This window comes from Ectothiorhodospira lacustris, from assembly GCF_022227785.1.
Taxonomy (GTDB): Bacteria; Pseudomonadota; Gammaproteobacteria; order Ectothiorhodospirales; family Ectothiorhodospiraceae; genus Ectothiorhodospira; species Ectothiorhodospira lacustris.
Genome location: NZ_JAJNQM010000014.1, coordinates 1 through 20,706, shown reverse-complemented (window position 1 = coordinate 20,706; position 20,706 = coordinate 1). Strand labels below are relative to the sequence as shown.

The 20,706-nt window shown below is 63.2% G+C and carries 20 protein-coding genes; 6 read left to right on the top strand and 14 right to left on the bottom strand.

Annotation, left to right across the window (positions count from 1 at the left end; translation table 11 throughout):
* Position 1: 1 nt before the first annotated feature.
* The 10 genes from LQ952_RS04505 to rpsB all read right to left on the bottom strand — a co-directional run bounded on the left by LQ952_RS04505 (position 2) and on the right by rpsB (position 10,280).
* Positions 2-535 (bottom strand): OmpH/Skp family outer membrane protein, encoded by a 534-nt coding sequence (locus tag LQ952_RS04505; RefSeq protein WP_238621468.1) that lies wholly within the window; start codon positions 533-535, stop codon positions 2-4.
* A gap of 79 nt (positions 536-614) precedes the next feature.
* Positions 615-2,912: an outer membrane protein assembly factor BamA gene (gene bamA / locus LQ952_RS04500; RefSeq protein ID WP_238621467.1), complete on the bottom strand. Its 2,298-nt coding sequence runs from the start codon at positions 2,910-2,912 to the stop codon at positions 615-617.
* A gap of 6 nt (positions 2,913-2,918) precedes the next feature.
* Entirely contained in the window at positions 2,919-4,280 is a 1,362-nt protein-coding gene (gene rseP, locus LQ952_RS04495; RefSeq protein WP_238621466.1) for an RIP metalloprotease RseP, read from the bottom strand.
* Positions 4,277-5,491 carry a 1-deoxy-D-xylulose-5-phosphate reductoisomerase gene (ispC, locus tag LQ952_RS04490; RefSeq protein ID WP_238621465.1) on the bottom strand — a complete coding sequence of 405 codons (1,215 nt, stop codon included), beginning with the start codon at positions 5,489-5,491 and terminating at the stop codon, positions 4,277-4,279. Before ispC ends, rseP begins: the two co-directional genes overlap by 4 nt.
* Before the next feature lie 79 nt (positions 5,492-5,570).
* Positions 5,571-6,395 (bottom strand): phosphatidate cytidylyltransferase, encoded by an 825-nt coding sequence (locus LQ952_RS04485; protein WP_238621464.1) that lies wholly within the window; start codon positions 6,393-6,395, stop codon positions 5,571-5,573.
* Positions 6,388-7,140 carry a polyprenyl diphosphate synthase gene (gene uppS / locus LQ952_RS04480; RefSeq protein WP_347402046.1) on the bottom strand — a complete coding sequence of 251 codons (753 nt, stop codon included), beginning with the start codon at positions 7,138-7,140 and terminating at the stop codon, positions 6,388-6,390. Before uppS ends, LQ952_RS04485 begins: the two co-directional genes overlap by 8 nt.
* Positions 7,141-7,162: 22 nt before the next feature.
* Positions 7,163-7,720, bottom strand: a complete 558-nt coding sequence (gene frr, locus LQ952_RS04475; protein ID WP_238621462.1) for a ribosome recycling factor — start codon at positions 7,718-7,720, stop codon at positions 7,163-7,165.
* Between the two features lie 5 nt (positions 7,721-7,725).
* A complete protein-coding gene (pyrH, locus tag LQ952_RS04470) occupies positions 7,726-8,454 on the bottom strand; it encodes a UMP kinase (protein ID WP_238621461.1) in 729 nt (242 codons plus the stop codon).
* Between the two features lie 119 nt (positions 8,455-8,573).
* On the bottom strand, positions 8,574-9,449 hold the full coding sequence (tsf, locus tag LQ952_RS04465; protein ID WP_238621460.1) for a translation elongation factor Ts: 876 nt from the start codon (positions 9,447-9,449) through the stop codon (positions 8,574-8,576).
* A gap of 69 nt (positions 9,450-9,518) precedes the next feature.
* A complete protein-coding gene (rpsB, locus tag LQ952_RS04460; protein ID WP_238621459.1) occupies positions 9,519-10,280 on the bottom strand; it encodes a 30S ribosomal protein S2 in 762 nt (253 codons plus the stop codon).
* Positions 10,281-10,537: 257 nt separating this feature from the next.
* Here rpsB and map point away from each other — a divergent pair, with 257 nt between their 5' ends.
* The 4 genes from map (at position 10,538) to dapD (ending at position 16,167) form a co-directional block, all read left to right on the top strand.
* Positions 10,538-11,311: a type I methionyl aminopeptidase gene (gene map / locus LQ952_RS04455; RefSeq protein WP_238621458.1), complete on the top strand. Its 774-nt coding sequence runs from the start codon at positions 10,538-10,540 to the stop codon at positions 11,309-11,311.
* A gap of 10 nt (positions 11,312-11,321) precedes the next feature.
* Positions 11,322-14,015, top strand: a complete 2,694-nt coding sequence (gene glnD, locus LQ952_RS04450) for a [protein-PII] uridylyltransferase (protein ID WP_238621457.1) — start codon at positions 11,322-11,324, stop codon at positions 14,013-14,015.
* A gap of 72 nt (positions 14,016-14,087) precedes the next feature.
* Positions 14,088-15,287 (top strand): succinyldiaminopimelate transaminase, encoded by a 1,200-nt coding sequence (gene dapC / locus LQ952_RS04445; protein WP_238621456.1) that lies wholly within the window; start codon positions 14,088-14,090, stop codon positions 15,285-15,287.
* 58 nt (positions 15,288-15,345) lie between these two features.
* Complete coding sequence (dapD, locus tag LQ952_RS04440) at positions 15,346-16,167, top strand: 2,3,4,5-tetrahydropyridine-2,6-dicarboxylate N-succinyltransferase (RefSeq protein ID WP_238621455.1); 822 nt, start codon at positions 15,346-15,348, stop codon at positions 16,165-16,167.
* Between the two features lie 12 nt (positions 16,168-16,179).
* Here dapD and LQ952_RS04435 read toward each other — a convergent pair whose 3' ends face one another.
* From LQ952_RS04435 to cysM, 4 genes are read right to left on the bottom strand one after another with little or no spacing between them, the layout of a single operon-like run.
* The gene (locus LQ952_RS04435) at positions 16,180-16,329 is read right to left on the bottom strand and encodes a hypothetical protein (RefSeq protein WP_238621454.1); all 150 of its coding nucleotides are present in this window, start codon (positions 16,327-16,329) and stop codon (positions 16,180-16,182) included.
* 20 nt (positions 16,330-16,349) lie between these two features.
* Complete coding sequence (gene rlmD / locus LQ952_RS04430) at positions 16,350-17,684, bottom strand: 23S rRNA (uracil(1939)-C(5))-methyltransferase RlmD (protein WP_238621453.1); 1,335 nt, start codon at positions 17,682-17,684, stop codon at positions 16,350-16,352.
* 22 nt (positions 17,685-17,706) lie between these two features.
* Positions 17,707-18,507 carry a 3'-5' exonuclease gene (locus tag LQ952_RS04425; RefSeq protein ID WP_238621452.1) on the bottom strand — a complete coding sequence of 267 codons (801 nt, stop codon included), beginning with the start codon at positions 18,505-18,507 and terminating at the stop codon, positions 17,707-17,709.
* Positions 18,504-19,394, bottom strand: a complete 891-nt coding sequence (gene cysM, locus LQ952_RS04420) for a cysteine synthase CysM (RefSeq protein ID WP_238621451.1) — start codon at positions 19,392-19,394, stop codon at positions 18,504-18,506. Before cysM ends, LQ952_RS04425 begins: the two co-directional genes overlap by 4 nt.
* Before the next feature lie 183 nt (positions 19,395-19,577).
* On the opposite strand from cysM, the gene LQ952_RS04415 reads away from it, so the two are divergent.
* Positions 19,578-20,480, top strand: a complete 903-nt coding sequence (locus LQ952_RS04415; RefSeq protein ID WP_238621450.1) for a hypothetical protein — start codon at positions 19,578-19,580, stop codon at positions 20,478-20,480.
* Positions 20,480-20,706, top strand: a 227-nt coding sequence (locus LQ952_RS04410; RefSeq protein WP_238621449.1) for a hypothetical protein, incomplete at its 3' end; no start/stop codon positions are given. The genes LQ952_RS04415 and LQ952_RS04410, both read left to right, overlap by 1 nt.

Genomic DNA, 20,706 nt, shown 5'->3' with positions numbered 1-20,706 from the left:
ATCAGCGGCGGGGTCTTTGATGCTGACGGCGAAGCTCTTCCAGGACCTTGCCGGTCATGTCGATCCGGTCACTGGCAAACAGGACCGTGCGCTCGGTAACCACCAAGTCCACGTTATCGGCCCGGGCAATGTCCAGGATCACGCTCTGCACCAGGCGCTGGAGCCTGGCCAGTTCGTCGTTGCGCCGCACATTCAGGTCTTCCTGAAACATGTCTTGGGCACGGGTGAATTCCCGGGAGCGATTGCGGAATTCACGTTCGAGTTGGGCGCGTTGATCCGCACCCATCACCTCCGAGTCCCGTTGCAGGCGCTCCTGCATCCGGCGCAGGGCATCCCGCTCGGCCACCAGTTCCGAGTCGCGGGGAGAAAACTCTTCTTCCAGCGCCCGCAAGGAGGCTTCGGCCTGGGGCGACTGCTCCATGACACGATTGATGTTGACGAAGGCCACTTTGGCATTGGCCACAGCGGCACCGGAGATCGCCAACAGACACACCAGCAGCAGGCCGGTGGTGATTCTCAGGACATTGCGCTTCAAACCTTTTCTCCAAAACTTGGACAGACTAAGGGGCAGGACAGGCCCGTTCAACAACCCTTCCCAAGCTCGGCGGACCCCGTCAGAACGAGGCGCCGATACTGAACTGGAACGACTGCAGGCGATCTTCGGGTTTGTCATTTAACGCCTGCGCCAGACTGAATGTCAACGCGCCCACCGGGGACAACCAGGTCATGCCGGCGCCGATGGAGGCACGGATCTCTCCGGTCTCGAAATCGTCATAGGTCTCGAAGACCTGACCGGCATCCAGGAACAGGCTCATGCGCACATTGGGGGCCTGGTCCATGAACGGCGGCGGGAAGATCAGTTCGGCACTGCCCAGCACCCGGAAGTTCCCACCGAAGGGATCATCACGACTATCCCGGGGGCCCAGGCTCAGGTCCCGATAGCCACGCACCGAGCGGGTGCCGCCGGCGAAGAACTTCTCGAAGAACGGCAGATCGGTGGAATCCCCGTAGGCATCCCCGTAGGCCACTTCCCCGGATAGGGCGAAGGTCAGCCCGGGCCGCAACGGGATGAAGAGCTGGTTACGGTAATCCACCTTGTAGTACTCAAGATCGCTGCCCGGCAGGGCGGCCTCCAGACTGATCCGCTGCAGGTTGCCCCGCTCTGCGAACACGGTGCGGTTACGGGTGTCATGGATGAAGCTGGTGGCCAGGGTGTAGAGATCGTAGCGATCACCGTTGTCATCCAGATACTGGAAAATCTCATCCGGAGTATTGTCGGAGGTGAGGATCTCCACCCGCTCATAACCGGGTGTGATGCGGAAGGTGTTGTACTCGGTGAGGGGAATGCCGTAGGTGATGTTGGCCCCCAGCCGGTTGGACGAATAGCGGGAAATATCCGCCCGGAAGGCATCCGTCTCCCGGTAGAAGATATTGAAGCCGCGACTGACCCCGTCCAGGGTGTGGTAAGGATTGGTGAAGGAGAGGCTGTAGAGGGTGCTCACCCGGCTGTTGTTCAACGCCAGGGAGACCCTGTTCCCGGTGCCGAAGAAGTTCTCCTGGGACAGGCTGGTATTGAACAGCACGCCCTGGCTCTGGGAATAACCGGCACCGATCATGAAACTGCCGGACATACGCTCGGATACCGTAATGTCCAGGTCCACTTGGTCCTCGGTCCCCGCCACCCGGCGGGTCTCAATGTTGACGTCCTCCACGTAGGACAGGCGCTGCAGCCGGACCCGGGAACGGTCCACGTGAGAGGCGGAGTACCAGCCCCCTTCCATCTGACGCATCTCGCGGCGGAAGACCTCGTCCCGGGTGCGCGAATTACCGGTGAAATTGATCCGACGGACGTAGACCCGCTGGCCGGGATCAACGAAGAAGGTCAGGGCGACCTCCTGATTGGCCTCGTCCAGCTGGGGGATCGGGTTGACGTTGGCAAAGGCGTAACCTTCATCCCCGAGACGGCGGGTGATGCGGTTGGAGGTCTCGGTGATCAGACTGCGGGAAAAGGTATCTCCCTGGGCAATGGCCAGCAGATCCTTCAGCTCCCGCTCATCCACGATGAGGTTGCCCGCCAGGCTGACCTCGCTCACCCGATACTGCTCACCTTCGTCGATATTGACGGTGACGTAGATGTCCCGACGGTCAGGTGTCAGGGTAACCTGTGTGGAATCCACGTTGAAGTTGATGAAACCGGAATCCAAATAGCGGGTGCGCAGTTTTTCCAGGTCACCCGCCAGGCGCTGCTTGGAATAATGGTCACGGCGGCTGAACAGGGCATACCAGCGAGGTACACCGGAGTCAAAACGACGGGTCAGATCCCGCTCGGAATAGGACTCGTTTCCTACCACCCTGACCTGCTGGATCCGGGCCACGCGCCCCTCGGCAATCTCGATGACCACATCCACCCGGTTGCGGGGCAGCGGTTCCACTTCCACGTCCACCTGCACGTTGTACTTGCCGCGGGCGAAATACTGCTGCAGGAGTTCATTCTCCATGCGCTCAAGCACGGTGCGGTTGAAGACCCGTCCGCGGGCCATGCCCACCTGACGCAGGGCGTCCATGAGCTGGTCGGTCTTGATGTCCCGGTTGCCGCTGATGCGGATCTCGTTGATGGCAGGCCGCTCCTCCACCACCACCACCAGCACGTCCTCACGCCGGCGCAGGGAGATATCGGAGAAGAAACCGGTGCGGAACAGGGCCCGGATGACCTCCGGTGCCTGACCGTCATCAAAGGCATCTCCCACGGCCACCGGGAGATAGGTGAACACCGTGCCGGCGGCAATGCGTTGCAGACCCTCGACCTCAATGTCCTGGATCACAAAGCCGTTTCCGGCCAGGGCCGATGTTGACCAGCCAAGGATGGCGGCAAGGCCCAGACCGGCGAGCAGACGTCGTGACTCACGAGACATTCGGTTTCAACCCAGGATTCGCATGAAATCGTTGTAGAACGCGAGCGTCATCAAAAGACCGATCAGCACGATCCCGACCCGTTGACCGATGGCCTCCACCGTCGGTGACACGGGACTGCCCTTGATGAGCTCCACGCAGTAGTACAGCAGATGACCGCCGTCGAGTATGGGGATCGGCAGCAGGTTGATGATCCCGAGACTGATGCTGACGATGGCAAGAAAGCCCAGAAATGCCGAGACCCCGATCACGGCGGTCACGCCGGCATATTCGGCGATACTGATGGGTCCGGCGATATTGCTCGCCGCCGCCTCACCGGTGAGCAGACGCCACATGACACGCAGGGTCATGACACTCATGTCCCAGGTCCGCTCCACCCCCCGGGCAAACGAGATCCAGGGGCCATGGCGAACATGGGCCCGCATGGCCTCGGCGGCCGCCTCGTCCACCTGGGGATAGGCGCCGATCAGACCCACCTGCTCGCCATTGACCGCACGGCTGTCGGTGCGGATGACCAGGAACTCACTGCGGCCTTCACGTTCGATCCAAAGCTCGATCGACTGCTCGGGGCGGGCCTGAACATGGGCCACCCAGGACTGCCAGCTGTCGATGCGAACGCCGTCCGCTTGCAGGATCCGGTCCCCCGTCCATAGTCCGGCACGGGCTGCGGCGCCGGCGGGGACCAATTCGCCCAGCACCGGCTCCGACCAGGCATGCCAGGCGACGATGCCCAGCTTGTCCAGCAAGGGCCCTTCGTCCAGCAGGCGGCGCCGATCGCTCAGGTCCAGCGAGCGGATCACCTCCCTGCCCTCGGCATCCTGCACCAGCACGTCCACACGGCGGCCATCCAGGCCCTGTTCGAGCAGATTCAGGGCGGCAAGTTCCCAGGTAGCTGTTTCGGCGTCGTTCACCCGCAGGATCAGGTCCCGCGCCTCAAAGCCACCCTCGGCCGCCAGAGAACCGGGCTCCACATGGCCCACCACGGGCTTGATGCCGCTGACCCCCACCATGAACATCAGGCTGTAGGCGAGGATGGCAAAAAGGAAATTCGCTGCCGGACCGGCGGCGACGATGGCCATGCGCCGCCCCACGGTCTGACGGTTGAAGGCGCGATGACGCTCGGCGTCGGAGACGGGCTCTTCCCGCTCATCGAGCATCTTCACGTAGCCGCCCAGGGGGATGGCGGCAATGACATATTCGGTGCGATCCCGACCGGCCACCCGCGTCCACAAGGGACGGCCGAAGCCGATGGAAAAGCGCTGAACCTTGACGCCGCAGCGCCGGGCCACCCAGTAATGGCCGAATTCATGCACCGTCACCAACAAACCGATGGCGACGATGAAGGCCAGGATACTGATCAGGATGCTCATGAATTCAGCGAACGCTCACGAAATCGGCCTTCACGCACCGCGGCCGCCGCCACCTCACGGGCCTCCCGGTCCGCCTCCAGGATCCGCTCCAGGGAATCGGCCTCCTGGTGAGGCAGGGTCTCCAGGGCATGGGAGATCAGGCGGGGGATATCGGTGAAGCGGATACGCGCCGACAAGAAGGCATCCACGGCCACTTCGTTGGCCGCATTGAGGATGGCAGTGGCGGTACCGCCGGCGCTGAAGGCCTCGTAGGCCAGGCGTAGACAGGGGAAACGGTCCATGTCGGGCCGTTCGAAGTCCAGGCGGGCGATCTCCATGATATCCAGCGGCGCCACCCCGGAGGCGATGCGTTCCGGCCAGGCCAGGGCATGGGCAATGGGCGTACGCATGTCCGGGTTGCCCAACTGGGCCAGCACGGAGCCGTCGGTGTAGGCCACCATGGAATGAATCACGCTTTGGGGATGCAGCACCACCTCGACACGCTCCGGGGTGGTGTCGAACAGCCAGCAGGCCTCGATCAGTTCCAGGCCCTTGTTCATCATGGAGGCGGAATCCACCGAGATCTTGCGGCCCATGACCCAGTTGGGATGGGCACAGGCCTGATCCGGCGTGACATCCTCCAGATCCTCAGCGGGCAAGCGCCGGAAGGGGCCGCCGGAGGCGGTCAGGAGGATCCTTTCCACCCCCACCTCGGGCAACCCACGGGAAAAGTCCGGCGGCATGCACTGAAAGATGGCGTTGTGCTCGCTGTCGATGGGCAGCAGCCGAGCACCCGAGGCCCGTACCTGATCCATGAATAGGCGCCCGGACATCACCAAAGCCTCCTTGTTGGCTAGCAGCACCCGCTTGCCCGCCTTGGCGGCGGCCAGGGACGGCAGCAGCCCTGCCCCGCCGACGATCGCCGCCATGACGTAATCGACTTCCGGCAGGCCGGCCACCTCGGCCAAGGCCTCGGGGCCGGCCATCACCCGGGTGGACAGGCCGGCGGCGCGAATGCCGGCCTCCAGTGCACCGGCATGTTCGGGGTCAGCCACCACCGCATAGTCCGGGCGATGGGTCCGGCACTGTTCCAGCAGCCGTTCCACATTTCCGTTGGCGGTGAGGGCCACGGCACGATAGCGGTCCGGATGGCGGGCAATGACGTCCAGGGTGTTGACGCCGATGGTTCCGGTGGCGCCAAGGACGGTGACGCCCTTTGGTGAAGCACTCATTGGAAGTCTCCCGGTAAACTGATCTTGGGGTGAAACGGCAAGCCGGACCCGGCCAAGACCGCTTTCGCCGTCTGCAGGACTATCTTGCCATAATTACGCCCCACAGGAGGCCCATCAGGAAGACGGGGGCTGCCGCAGTGAGGCTGTCGATGCGATCCAGAATACCGCCATGACCGGGCAGCAGGCTGCCGCTGTCCTTGGCGCCGGCTTCGCGCTTGAGCACGCTTTCAAACAGATCCCCCGCCACGGACACCAGGGCCGTCACCAGACACAGGCAGACGAAGAAGAACCACAGCGTGGGGATCACGCCAAAGTACCAGGCGCCCAGCAAACCGAAGGGGACGACGGCGATCAAGGCCCCCAGCAAGCCTTCACGGGTCTTGCCGGGACTGATCCGGGGCGCCAGTTTGTTGCGACCGAAACGACGCCCGGCAAAATAGGCCGCGCTGTCGGCCGTGGCCGTCAGCAGCATGAGATACAGCACCAGCGCCGGCTGCACCTGATGCAACCAGACCAGGGCAATGAAGGCCGGCACCAGGGTCAATATTCCGGCACTACCCAGACCATAGCGCCGCAGCAGGGTACGGTCGCCCCGGGCAACCGGCTGATAGGCGGCCAGCACCACCAGCACCCCCACCCACCACAACACCCCCAGCGCCACCGGCCAGATCTGCTCCAGACCGAAGGCCAGCAGGGCACCCAGCCCGGCCAGGGCGGCAACACCGGCCACATAAAGCCCCCGTTGCCGGCCTGTTTCCAGGCCGCAGAGGCGGGCCCATTCCCAGGCACCGCCCAGACACACGGCAAACACCGCCAGGCCGAACCAGAAGGACGGCAGCAACAGGACTGCCGAAAACACCACCACGGCCAGCAAAAGGCCGGTTATCACTCGCTGTTTAAGCACCACCGCCTCCGGCCAGTTGCTCTTCGATGTACCCGAAACGGCGCTGACGGCCGGCAAAACATGCAAAGGCCTGGTTCAGGTCATCCTCACTGAAATCCGGCCAGAGCACGTCGGAAAAGAACAGCTCCGTATAGGCCAGCTGCCAGAGCAGAAAATTGCTCACCCGCTTTTCGCCCCCGGTACGAATGAACAGATCGGGGTCAGGCAGGCTCGCGGTGGACAGATGCCCCTCAAGGATCTCCGGCGTGATCTGTTCGGGTGTCAGCTCACCGGTAAGGACCTTTTCCGCCACGGCGGCCGCGGCATGGGTAATGTCCCACCGCCCACCGTAGCTCACGGCCACCACCAGGTCCATCAGGGTATTGTCGCGGGTGCGATGCTCCGCCTCCGCCATGCGTTCCTGCAGCCGGGCCGAGAAGGCACTGCGATCACCGATGAATCGCAGGCGAATGCCCTTCTCTTCCAACTCCGGCAACTCGCGCCGGATCGAGCCCACGAACAGTTCCATCAGGGTCCCCACCTCGTGACGGGGGCGACGCCAGTTCTCGCTGCTGAAAGCAAACAGGGTGAGCACCTTGACCCCACGGGAGGCACAGGCACGGACCACCATGCGGGCGGCATTGACGCCCTGACGATGACCTTCGGTGCGGGGGAGATGACGGGCACGGGCCCAGCGGCCGTTACCATCCATGATAACGGCCACATGACGCGGTATACCCGATGCACTGGCGGGCGGTTGAGTCACTATCTGCGATTCATCCCGAGGCTCAGACAGCCATCAGTTCCTTTTCTTTTTCCGCCAGCACCCGGTCCACTTCGGCGATGTACTGGTCGGTCAGCTTCTGCACCTCTTCCTGGCCCTTGCGATCCTCGTCCTCGGAAATGGACTTGTCCTTGACCAGGTTCTTGAGTTCGTTGTTGGCATCACGACGAATGTTGCGGATGGCCACGCGGGCGTTTTCCGCCTCATGGCGAACCACCTTCACCAGGTCCTTGCGACGCTCTTCGGTGAGAGCCGGCATGGGAACACGGATCACGGCACCCATGGTGGAGGGATTCAGGCCCAGGTCGGAGTTCATGATGGCCTTCTCCACCTTGGTCACCATGGGACGCTCCCAGGGGGTCACGGTCAGGGTGCGGGAATCTTCCACGCCCACGTTGGCCACCTGGTGGATGGGCACCTCGCTGCCGTAATACTCCACCATCACGTGGTCCAGCAGGCTGGTATGAGCACGGCCCGTACGGATCTTGGCCATTTCCTGACGCAGGGAATCGATGCTCTTACCCATGCGGGTCGCGGCATCCTTCTTGATACTTTCAATCATGCTGTTCAACCTCTCTCGACCAGGGTACCGACGTTCTCGCCCATGATCAGGCGCATCAGGTCCCCTTCCTTGAATATGTTGATGACCCGCAACGGCATGTCATTGTCCCGGCACATCACGATGGCCGTGGCATCCATGACGCCCAGACGGCGGCTGAGCACTTCTTCATAAGTGAGACGCTCATAGCGCCGGGCATCAGGATTGGTCATGGGATCCGAGTCATAGACGCCATCCACTTTGGTGGCCTTGATCATGACGTCGGTGTTCATCTCGATGGCCCGCAGACTGGCCGCCGTGTCGGTGGTGAAGAAGGGATTACCCGTACCTGCGGCAAAGACCACGATGCGGCCCTTTTCCAGATGACGCACGGCACGACGACGGATGTAGTCCTCGCAGACCTGGTTGATCTTGAGGGCGGACATGACGCGACAAAATTTGCCTTCCCGCTCCAGGGCATCCTGCATGGCCAGGGCATTCATGACCGTGGCCAGCATGCCCATGTGGTCGGCCGTGACCCGGTCCATGCCACCCTGCGCCATACCGGCGCCGCGGAAGATATTGCCGCCGCCGATGACGATGGCCACCTCAATGCCCAGGCGACTGAGCTCAGACACCTCGCGAGCGACCCGGGCCAGGATGTTCGGACAGATGCCGAAATCCAGGTCACCCATCAGGGCCTCGCCACTCAGCTTCAGAAGGATACGCTTATAGGCGGGACGCTTGTCGTCACTCATGGGAAACCTTGTTTGTATTATGTGGAGCCTGTAACCGGGTGCCGCCGGCGAACCGGAACACTCATGCAAACAGCGGTGGCCCCATGATCGGAGCCACCGCCATCAGGATACAGAAGATATCAAGCGCCCTTGGCCTGGGCCATCACTTCTTCAGCGAAATTTTCCACCTTCTTCTCGATCCCTTCACCCACTTCGTAGCGGACAAAACGGCTCACCTGAGCGCCGGCATCCTGCAGCAGCTTGCCCACGGTGTTGTCGGGTTCCTTGACGAAGGGCTGGCCCACCAGGGTGATTTCAGCCAGATACTTCTTGATGCGGCCACCGATCATCTTCTCGATGATCTCGGCAGGCTTGCCGCTTTCCTCGGCCTGGGCGCGGAAGATGTTCTTTTCCTGCTCCAGCAGTTCCTGGGGCACCTGGGACTCATCGACGCAGACCGGACGACTGGCAGCGATGTGCATAGCCACGTCACGTGCCAGATCTTCGTTACCGCCGGTCATGTCCACCAGCACACCGATGCGGGTGCCGTGGAGATAATGGCCCGGACGACCTTCGCTATCGATCACTTCAAAGCGACGCACCTGAATGTTCTCGCCGATCTTGGCCACCAGGCCGGCACGGACCTCTTCCAGGGTGCCTTCCGGGGTGGACAGGGCCATCAGGGCCTCCACATCGGCGGGTGCCTGGGCAACCAGGGTGTCGGCCACCAGACGCACGAAGGCCTGGAAATTGTCATCCTTGGCCACGAAATCGGTTTCGCAATTCACTTCCACGATGGCGGCACGACGGCCGTCTTCGCCGGCGGCCACCATCACCTGGCCTTCGGCAGCCACACGGCCTGCCTTCTTTACGGCCTTGGCGGCGCCGGACATGCGCATCTGCTCGATGGCGGCGTCCATATCACCACCGGCCTCGGTCAGCGCCTTCTTGCATTCCATCATGCCTGCGCCGGTACGCTCGCGCAGTTCCTTAACCATGGATGCGGTAATCTGCATGGGGTCACTCCTGAATCAAATCTGTGTCGCCGGGACTGCCCCGATGCACGGAGCAGTCCCGGCAGCGTGTTACTTGTCGGCAGCTTCTACCGCGGGCTGCGCGGAGGCGCCTTCCACCTCGACAAACTCGCTGGAGGCGGTAGTGCGGGCGACGTTGAGACCATCGGTCACGGCTTCGGCCGCCGCGGCGAGATAGAGCTGGATGGCACGCATGGCGTCGTCGTTGCCGGGGATGACATAGTCAACGCCTTCAGGGGAGTTGTTGCTGTCCACCACGGCCACCACGGGGATGCCCAGCTTGCGGGCTTCGCTGATGGCGATGCGCTCATAGCCCACGTCAATTACGAACATGGCGTCCGGCAGACCGGGCATGTCCTTGATGCCGCCCAGGCTGCGCTCGAGCTTTTCCATCTCGCGGGTGCGCATCAGGGCCTCTTTCTTGCTCAGGCGGTTCAGGGTGCCGTCTTCCTTCATGGTCTCCAGTTCCTTGAGACGACGAATGGATTCACGCACGGTCTTGAAGTTGGTCAGCATGCCGCCGAGCCAACGGTGGTTGACGTAGGGCATCTTGCAGCGTTGGGCGTGCTCGGCCACCAGGTCACGGGCGGAGCGCTTGGTGCCGACGAACATGATCTTGCCGCCGTTGGCAGACATTTTACCCAGGTAATTCATGGCATCATTGAAAAGGGGCAGGGTCTTTTCAAGATTGATGATGTGAATCTTGTTACGATGCCCGAAGATGTACTGATCCATCTTGGGGTTCCAGTAACGGGTCTGGTGACCGAAATGGACACCGGCTTCGAGCATTTGACGCATGGTCACGTTAGGCATGATGAGAAGATCTCCTCAGGGTTGGGCCTCCATGCGCCCCGATCAGCAACCCCTTTCAGGGGCACCCCGCTGAACGTGTCGGCGCATGTGTGGATTCATAAAACGTAAAGGTCGGATGAACTGCGCTCCGCAGTTTGGTTTGCATGGAGCGCGGGCGCTTTATACCATAAACGGTCTTTCACAACAAACGCATAGCGCGGCCCGCCCAGCGAAACCGGCACCGGCCGAGGCGTTTTACCCCTGGACCCTCCCAAAGCATGCCCGTCATCATCAAGACCCCGGAAGAAATCGAGAAAATGCGTCTGGCCGGCCGCTGTGCCGCCGAGGTCCTGGACATGATCGCCCCCCACGTGCAGGTGGGCATCACGACCAGTGAACTGGACCGGCTCTGCCACGAACACATCACCCAGGTGCAGAAGGCCGTCCCCGCCCCGTTGAACTACCGCGGCTTTCCCCGGTCCATCTGCACATCGATCAACCACCAGGTCTGCCATGGCATTCCCGGTGACCGCCGCCTCAAGGACGGCGACATCATCAATATCGACATCACCGTGATCCGCAACGGTTACCACGGGGACACCAGCCGCATGTTCATCGTCGGCAAACCCTCCGTTCAGGCCCAGCGGGTGGTGGATGTGGCCCATGAAGCCCTGTGGCGCGGCATCGCCATGGTGGCGCCGGGCATCCGCCTGGGCGACATCGGCCATGCCATCCAGACCTTTGTAGAGGGAGAGCGCTTCAGCGTGGTGCGTGAATACTGTGGTCACGGCATCGGCCGGGAGTTCCACGAAGATCCCCAGGTGCTGCACTTCGGACGCCCCGGCGAAGGGGTGGAACTCAAACCCGGCATGACCTTCACCATCGAACCCATGGTCAACGTGGGCAAGCGTCATACCCGCCTCCTGGCCGACGGCTGGACCGTCGTCACCAAGGACCACAGCCTGTCCGCCCAGTGGGAGCACACCCTCCTCGTGACCGAAGACGGTCATGAGGTCCTCACCCTGCGCCGGGACGAGACCCCACTTCGCTGAGCCGATCTGCATGAGCCCCTTGATCCCCCTGCCGGACCATATCGCCCACCGCCTGGGCTGGGAGGCGGCATACCAGACCCTGCGCCCTCGGCAACCGCCGGACCGTCAGCACTATGCGGCCCTGGTCACCCGGATCCGCAAGGACCTGGAAACTGCCTTCACGGACGGGGTTGACGTCACCGACCTGGTTCATGCCCGCGCGGCTGCCATGGATCGCCTGCTGGTGGCGGCCTGGGAAGCCCTGTCGCTGCACCGGCAAACCGGCCTGGGCCTGGTGGCCGTAGGCGGCTACGGCCGGGGCGAGCTTCACCCCGGCTCGGACATCGATATCCTGGTGCTCTTCGATACGCCCCTGAATCAGGAACAGGAAGAGCGGATCGGGCAGTTCCTCACCTTCTTGTGGGATATCGGCCTGGAAGTGGGGCACAGCGTGCGCACCCTGGATGACTGCACCCGGGAAGCCGCCCGGGACATCACCGTCGCCACCAACCTGCTGGAGTCACGCCCCCTGCTGATGCCGGCAGGCCGGTTCGAGGCCCTACGGCAGCGGATCGCCCCGGAGCGCATGTGGAACAGCCGCGCGTTCTTCGCCGCCAAGCTGACGGAACAGGAGGCCCGGCACCAGCGCTTCGGCGAAACCGCCTATCGCCTGGAACCCAACCTCAAGGAAGGCCCCGGCGGCCTGCGGGACATCCAGATGATCGGCTGGGTGACCCAGCGCCACTTCGGCGCCAGCGCCCTGGAAGAACTGGTCTCCCATGGCTTTCTCACCGAAGCGGAATGTCACGATCTGGTGGCCGGACAGAGCTGTCTGTGGCGGGTGCGCTTTGCCCTGCACATGCTCAGCGGCCGCAAGGAAGACCGTCTGCTGTTTGATTTTCAGCGCCGCCTTGCCAACCTGCTGGGCTTCACCGACCAGGACCACAATCTGGCCGTGGAGCAGTTCATGCAGCAGTATTTCCGCACGGTGATGGGGCTGGAACGTCTGAATGAAATGCTGCTGCAGCACTTCAGCGAGGCCATCCTGCTGGAGGACCATAGTGACGAGGTGGTACCCATCAATCGCCGCTTTCAGGCCCGGCGAGGCTTTCTGGAGATCACCCACCCGCAGGTCTTCCGCCAGTACCCCCCGGCCCTGCTGGAGACCTTCCTGCTGTTGCAGCAACACCCGGAACTCAAGGGCATCCGGGCGTCCACCATCCGCGAGATCCGCGCCCAGCGCCATCTGATCGACGATGACTTTCGCCACAACCTCGCCTGCCGCACCCTGTTCATGGAAATCCTGCGCCAGCCCCATGGAGTCACCCGGCAGTTGCGGCGAATGAACCGCTACGGGGTACTGGCCGCCTATCTGCCCGCCTTCGGCATGATCGTGGGCCGGATGCAGTACGATCTGTTCCACATCTATACCGTGGATGAACACATTCTGGGGGTGATCCGTAACCTCAGGCGGTTCGCCGCGCCCGAGCATGAGAGCGAACTGCCCGAATGCGCGCGGATCTTTCGCCAGATTCCCAAACCCGAACTGCTCTATCTGGCGGGACTCTTTCATGACATCGCCAAAGGGCGCGACGGTGATCATTCCGAACTGGGTGCCGACGAGGCACACGCCTTCTGCCTGCATCATGGCCTGGCGGTCCATGACGCCAACCTGGTGGCATGGCTGGTGAAGGCCCATCTACTCATGTCCCTGACCGCGCAGCGGCGCGACATCTCCGATCCGGCGGTGGTGATGGAATTCGCCGGCCAGGTGGGTAACAGCATGCGTCTGAACCACCTCTACCTGCTGACCGTGGCGGACATCCAGGGCACCAATCCACAACTGTGGAATTCCTGGAAAAGCTCGCTGATCTCCAACCTCTACGCCTCCACCCAGCGCATGCTGCGTCGCGGCCTGGACAACCCGCCGGGGCAGGACGAACTGGTGGGCGAGGTACAGACCCATGCCCTGGAGCTGCTCAAGGCCCAGGGACTGGAAGCGTCCGACTGCCTGCGGATCTGGGGTCATTTCGATGCAGAATACTTTCTGCGCCATTCCGCCGACGAGATCGCCTGGCATACCCGCGCCATCCATGAGGTGGATGAAACGGACCTGCCCCTGGTCCTGGTGCGCCAGGAAACCGCCCGCGGCAGTACCGAGATATTCCTCTACACCCGGGATCACCCCCATCTCTTTGCCCTGACCGCCACCGCCCTGACCCAGCTGGGGCTGGACATCGTGGACGCCAGAATCATCACCACCCGTACCGATCGCACCCTGGACACCTTCCTGGTACTGGAAGATACCGGCCAGCCCATCGCCAGCGCATTCCGGGTCCAGGAGATCGGCCGACTGCTCAGGGAAAGACTCAATGACCCGGACAAACGCCCCGGGGTCATCCGGCGCACCACCCCCCGCCGGCTCAAGCATTTCGACGTGGCCACCCAGGTCAGTTTCGCCCCCCAGCCCCACCACAACCGCACGGTGCTGTCCATTTCCACCGCTGACCGGCCGGGTCTGCTGTCACGGATCGGCATCGTCCTCATGGACTGCGGCGTCAAGGTCTACAATGCCAAGATCGCCACCGCCGGGGAACAGGCCGATGACGTATTCTATGTCACCGACCTGGATGACCAGCCCATCCAGGACCCGGAACGCCAGCAACGGATCGCGCAGCGCCTACGGGAGGCGCTGCAGGATCCGGCCGCCGCCCAGACTGCATGACGCCCGGCCGGACCGTGCCGGAATGGCGTATACTGTCGCGCCGTTTAACAGACCATCGACGACACGGCCCTGATGAACCCCGATCTGGATCGACTGCAACCCTACCCTTTCCAGAAGCTGGCCGCCCTCAAGCAGGGGGTGACGCCGCCGGCCGGACTCGGGCACATCGCCCTGTCCATCGGCGAGCCCCGGCACGCGGCGCCCGCCGTGGCCCGGGATGCCCTCATCGACCATCTGGATGGTCTGTCGGGTTATCCCCTCACCCGGGGTGAGGATGCCCTGCGCGAGGCCATCGCCGGCTGGGCCGACCGTCGTTTCGATCTCCCCGAAGGTCTGCTCGACCCGCATCGGCATATCCTGCCCGTGAACGGCACCCGGGAGGCGCTGTTTGCCCTGGCCCAGTGCGTGGTGGATCGCGGCAGGCAGCCGGCGGACGTCTTCATGCCCAACCCGTTCTACCAGATCTATGAAGGGGCCGCCCTGCTGGCCGGTGCCAGACCCCGCTTCATGGACCTGTTGCCGGAGAACGGCTTTCTCCCGGACCTGGATCGCATCACCCCCGCGGAATGGGACCGCTGCCAACTCCTGTACCTCTGCAGCCCGGGCAATCCCGGTGGCAGCGTCATGCCGGAGGACTACCTGGCCCGAGTACTGGAACTGGCCCATCGCCATGACTTCATCATCGCCGCGGACGAGTGCTATTCCGAGATCTATTTCAACGACCAGCCGCCACCGCCGGGCCTGTTGGGAGTAGCGGCCCGTCGGGGATACCGGGACTTTGCCCGAGTGGTGGTCTTCCACAGCCTGTCCAAGCGCTCCAATCTACCGGGGCTGCGCTCGGGCTTCGTCGCTGGTGACGCCGGCATCATGGCGGCCTTTCATCAGTACCGGACCTATCATGGCTGCAGCATGGCGCCGCCCACCCAGGCCGCCAGCATCGCCGCCTGGAATGACGAGGCCCACGTGCAGGCAAACCGGGACCTCTACGGCCGCAAGTTTGACGCGGTCCTTGAGATCCTGGGCGATGTCCTGCCCGTGAGCCGCCCCGATGCGGGGTTCTATCTATGGCCGGAAGTCCCGATGGATGACGAGCACTTCGCACGCGAACTCTTTGTCCGCCAAAACATCACCGTCCTGCCCGGTAGTTACCTGTCCAGGGAGACCGCTGCCGGCAACCCCGGTCGCAACCGGGTGCGCATGGCCCTGGTGGCGCCGTTGGCGGAATGCGTGGAAGCCGCGGAGCGCATCCGGGCGTTGCTGGCGGATCACTGAACCTGCCGCTCTGCGGCCTATAATTACCCTCATCACACCGTATCAGCGGAGTTTTTCCATGACCGACATCCAGACCCTCATCGAAGACGCTTTTGAAAGACGCGTCGAGATCAACCCACGCAATGCCGACACCCGCCTCAAAGATGCGGTAATGGAGGCCATCGACATGCTGGACCGGGGTTCCGCCCGGGTGGCCGAAAAGCGTGACGGTCAGTGGGTGGTGAACGAATGGCTGAAGAAGGCGGTACTGCTGTCCTTCCGCATCAATGACAACCAGGTTATGAAGGGGGGGTTCACCCACTATTACGACAAGGTGGACGCCAAGTGGGCCGACAGTAATTCCCGTGAACTGCGGGAAAGCGGCGTGCGCATCGTGCCGCCGGCCACCGCCCGGCGCGGGGCCTACATCGCACCCGGCGTGGTGCTGATGCCCTCCTACGTGAACATCGGCGCCTATGTGGATGCCGGCACCATGGTGGATACCTGGGCCACCGTGGGCTCCTGCGCCCAGATCGGCAAGAACGTCCACCTGTCCGGCGGCGTGGGCATCGGCGGTGTACTCGAACCCCTGCAGGCCTCCCCCACCATCATCGAGGACAACTGCTTCATCGGCGCCCGTTCCGAAGTGGTGGAAGGGGTGGTCGTAGAGGAAGGCTCGGTGATTTCCATGGGGGTCTACATCGGCCAGAGCACCCGCATCTACGACCGGGAGAAGGACGAAGTGACCTACGGCCGCATCCCCGCCGGCTCGGTGGTGGTGTCCGGCAACCTGCCGTCCAAGGACGGCAAGTACAGCCTCTACTGCGCCGTGATCGTGAAGCGGGTGGATGAAAAGACCCGCTCCAAGGTGGGCATCAACGAACTGCTGCGGGACATCTGATCCGAGCCGGCATCAGGATGGGTCCGACGGCGGGGACTCCCGTTCCCGCCGTCGCGCCGCCAGGGCGCGGCGCACCGACAGGACCTGCCAGCCGCACAGGCCCAGCAGCACGGCGGCCGTCAGCAGTCCCTTGCCCAGGACCAGGGTGGTGGTATCGATCATGGCGGCACTGCCTCCGTTGTTCAGGCCCGGACAAACAGTGCCATGGACTCCACATGGGCCGTGTGGGGAAACATGTCCATGACACCAGCGGCCATCAGACGATACCCGTGCCGATGGACCAGCTCACCCGCGTCCCGCGCCAGAGTGGCCGGGTTGCAGGAGACATAGACCATCCGCTCGGCGCCCAGACGGGCCAGCGGTGCGAGCACCTCGCGGGCACCGGAACGGGGTGGATCCAGCAGCACCCGATCCACCGGACCATCCAGCCAGGGGGCATTGCTCAGGTCCCCGGCCAGATCGGCGGCATGGTAACGGGTATGGTCGATACCGTTTTCGACCGCATTAAGCCGGGCCCGTTCCACCATGGCCGCATCCCCTTCCACGCCGATGACTTCCCGGGCCAGCCCCGCCAGAGGCAGGGTGAAATTGCCCAGACCACAGAACAGGTCCAGCACCCGGTGTGCCGGTGCCACCTCCAGAAGTGACAATGCCCGTGGCACCATGGTCCGATTGATGGGGGTGTTTACCTGGAAGAAATCCACGGGGGCGAACGGCACCCGGGTGCCGTACCCAGGATGGCCATAGGTCAGCACCGGGGGTGACGCCGGCCAGAGCGGGGTGATGGTTTCAGGCCCCCCCGGCTGCAACCAGACCTGCAGCCCCGTCTCCTTTCCGAAGTCGGTCAGGATCTCCTGATCACCCAGGCTCAGTGGATCCAGATTGCGGAACACCAGGGCCACCTGATCGGCGTCATCCACGGCCACCTCGATCTGGGGAATGCGGTCCCGTGCCTGCAGCCGTCCCATCAGTTCGCGCAACACCAAAATCCGATGCCCCACCGCCGGGTGCAGCACCTCGCAGGTGGTCAGCTCCGTCAGATAGGGGCTGCCCTTTTCCCGAAAGCCCACCAGTACGCCCCCTTTCTTGGGTACGTGCTTCACCCCCAGCCGGGCCTTGCGACGATAGCCCCAGACCGGGCCGGTAATGGGGGGCAGGATCTCTGCGGGGCTCACATCACCGATGTGCCGCAGATCATCCAGCAGGACCTGCTGTTTGGCCCGCACCTGGGCCGCCGGATCCATGTGCTGCAGGGCACAGCCACCGCAGAGGCCGAAATGGGGACAACGGGGTTCGACCCGGTCCGGCGAGGGTTCCAGTACAGCCTCCACCCGACCCTCGTCATAGCGGCGATGCTGTTTGTGATACCGGAAGGTGACACGCTCTCCGGACAGGGCACCATCGATGAAGACGGCCTTGCCCTCAATGCGGGCAACACCTCGCCCCTCGTGGGTGATGGTGTCGATACGGGTCTGGACTGCCTCCTGGGGCAGTCGGGATCGGCGTCTGGAGCTCATGGATGGATTTGACTTGATCGATTCAGGTGGAGGAAGCGCCCTGCCAGGCCGCCAGAAACTCATGCAGATGAGGCTCGGATGCGGTTGTCAGCATGTCGGTCAGACGGGCCTGTTCGCGCGCCAGCCCTTCCGGGCTCAGGCGACCGCGCAGATGCTCGAAGCGCAGATAAACCAGATAGGTATTGAGGACATCCGTCTCGCAGTAATGGCGGATGCCCTGGATATCGCCGGCCAGCCAGGCATCCCAGACGTGGGCGCCGCTCATGCCCATCTTGCCGGGAAAGCCCAGCAAAGTGGCCACCTCGTCCAGGGGGGCATTGGCCCGCATCTGGAAGCCCGCTAGCACATCCATCAGATCCAGGTGGCGCCAGTGGTAACGGGAGAGATAATTGTTGTAACGAAAATTGCGATCATCATCGCCGGTATCCCAGTAGCGGGGGGCCGACACCCCATGCAGCAGGCCGCGGTAATGAAGCACCGGCAGATCGAAACCACCGCCGTTCCAGGTCACCAGGGTGGGCGCATAGCGCTCGATGCCTTCGAAAAAGCGCCTGACCAGCTCGGCCTCGTCGGACTCCGGCCCGCCCAGGGACCAGACCTTGAGGTGATCCCGGGTGGCGAGCACCACGGAGATGGCCACCACCCGATGCAGGTGATGAGCGAGGAATTCACTCCCGGTCTTCTGCAGCCGCAGCTGGAACATGGCCTTGGCGGCCTCGGCATCCCCCAGGCCTTCCAGACCCAGGAGCCGGCGCCCCCCTGCCACATCGGGAATGGTCTCGATGTCGAAGACCATGACCGGCTCGGACAGCGCGACACTCATGCCGGATAGACCCCGGTGGAGATGTAGCGGTCCCCCCGGTCGCAGATGATGGCGACGATCACCGCATTCTCCAGACCGGCCGACAGACGCAGGGCCGCGGCTACAGCTCCGCCGGAGGAGACACCGGCGAAGATGCCCTCCTCCGTGGCCAGGCGACGCATGGTGTCTTCCGCCTCGACCTGACCGACGTCCAGCACCGTATCCACCCGGGCGGGATCAAAGATCCTGGGCAGATAGGCCTCCGGCCAGCGCCGGATGCCGGGGATGGCAGCACCTTCCGCCGGTTGCACACCGACGATCCGCACCCCGGGATCCTGTTCCTTGAGATAGCGAGAGACCCCCATGATGGTGCCGGTGGTCCCCATGGCGCTGACGAAATGGGTCACACGGCCCTGGGTATCGCGCCAGATCTCAGGCCCGGTGGTTTCATAGTGGGCCTGGGGATTGTCCGGGTTGGCAAACTGGTCCAGCACCCGCCCCTTGCCCTCGGCCTGCATCTGCTGGGCCAGGTCGCGGGCGCCCTCCATGCCCTCATCCTTGCTGACCAGGACGATTTGTGCTCCAAAGGCCTTCATGGCGGCCCGGCGTTCCGCACTCATGTTCGCCGGCATGATGAGGATCATGGGATACCCCTTGATCGCTGCCGCCATGGCCAGGGCGATACCCGTGTTGCCGCTGGTGGCCTCGATCAGGGTATCGCCGGGGCGAATGTCACCTCGGGCTTCGGCCCGTTGTATCATGTGCAGGGCCGGACGATCCTTGACGGAGCCGGCCGGGTTATTCCCTTCCAGCTTGGCGAGAATGGTATTGGTGGTCTGCCCTGGCAGACGTTGCAGACGGATCAGGGGCGTATTGCCTACGAAAGATTCCAGGGTTGGATAATTCATGCAGAAACAACCTCACGAGACGGACCCCATTATAAACACGCTGTCCCTGCAGTTAGAAACACGCCGACGTGATTCTGGAACCCGGACGGCGACCGTTGACGCTTCAAGCACCCGCGCGCATGTTGCCACTGCACGGAACCCTGCTGCCGACGGGCTCGATCCCGCTCCGAATCTGCCGCACCCATGACAAGGATTGCCCCGCTTCACACACTGTTGACGATGACCCTGCTGGCCGGGCTGATGCTTTGCACGCCCCGCCTCCATGCCATGGATGTTTTTCAGGAAGGACTCCCCCGCCTCCTTTTTGTAGCCAGCCAGGACAACGAAATCCACCAGCGCGCCTACGAGCCCCTGCGCCGCGGCCTGGCCCATCCTTCGCCCCTGTTCATCTCTGTCGGTGCACCCGATGCAGGACACTGGATGCGCCATTTCGACTGTGCGCAATGTCTGATCATCACCTCAGGCACGGCGGCCCTCCAGTTGGTCAGCGACTCGACGCGCCAGGCGCGGGTGCTGAGCATCATGATCCCCATGGAAAGCCATGAACGCCTGCTCCGCTCCGCAACGGACCAGGCACGTTTTGCAGCCCTGTTCATGGACATTCCGCTGGACAAGAGAATGCAGATCGCCAGCCGCCATGTACCGGCTTTCAGGCGTTTTGGTGTGGTGAAAAGCCCCCCCCAGGGCCGTGCACCGAGCGACCCGTTGCCACCGAGCCTGCGTCTTTTCATCAAAGGATCCAATCAGAATCTGCTGGACGTTTTCGTTCAGGCAGCCAGGCACTCCGACGCCATACTCACCCTGCCGGACCGCGAAATCTACAATTCCAGGACCATCGTCAGCATCATGATGACGACCTACCGGCTGGGAACGCCGCTGATCGGTCATTCGGAGGCACTGCATCGCGCCGGCGCCCTGATCTCCATCTACGCCGATCCTCAGATGCTCGGCGAAGAAGCCCTGACCCTGCTTCGCACCGGCGACATCAAAGACTGGCAGACACTGCGACGTCATACCGAGCGCTACCAGGTGTCCATCAACCATCAGGTGGCCCGCTCTCTGCGCATCACCGTGGAGACGCCGTGATGCAATGGCGCATCCGCCACCGCGTATTGGCCCTGTCGCTGCTGCCCACCCTGCTGGTTGCCGTGGTACTGACCACCTATTGGGGCAGTGTCAAGGTGCTGGAACTGGAAGGGCAGATTCAGGAACGCGGCGAAACCCTGGTGGCCTTCCTCGGACCCGCCGCCGAGTATGGGATCATCTCCGGCAACCAGCCCTATCTGGACGCCATTACCGCCAAGGCCAAGTC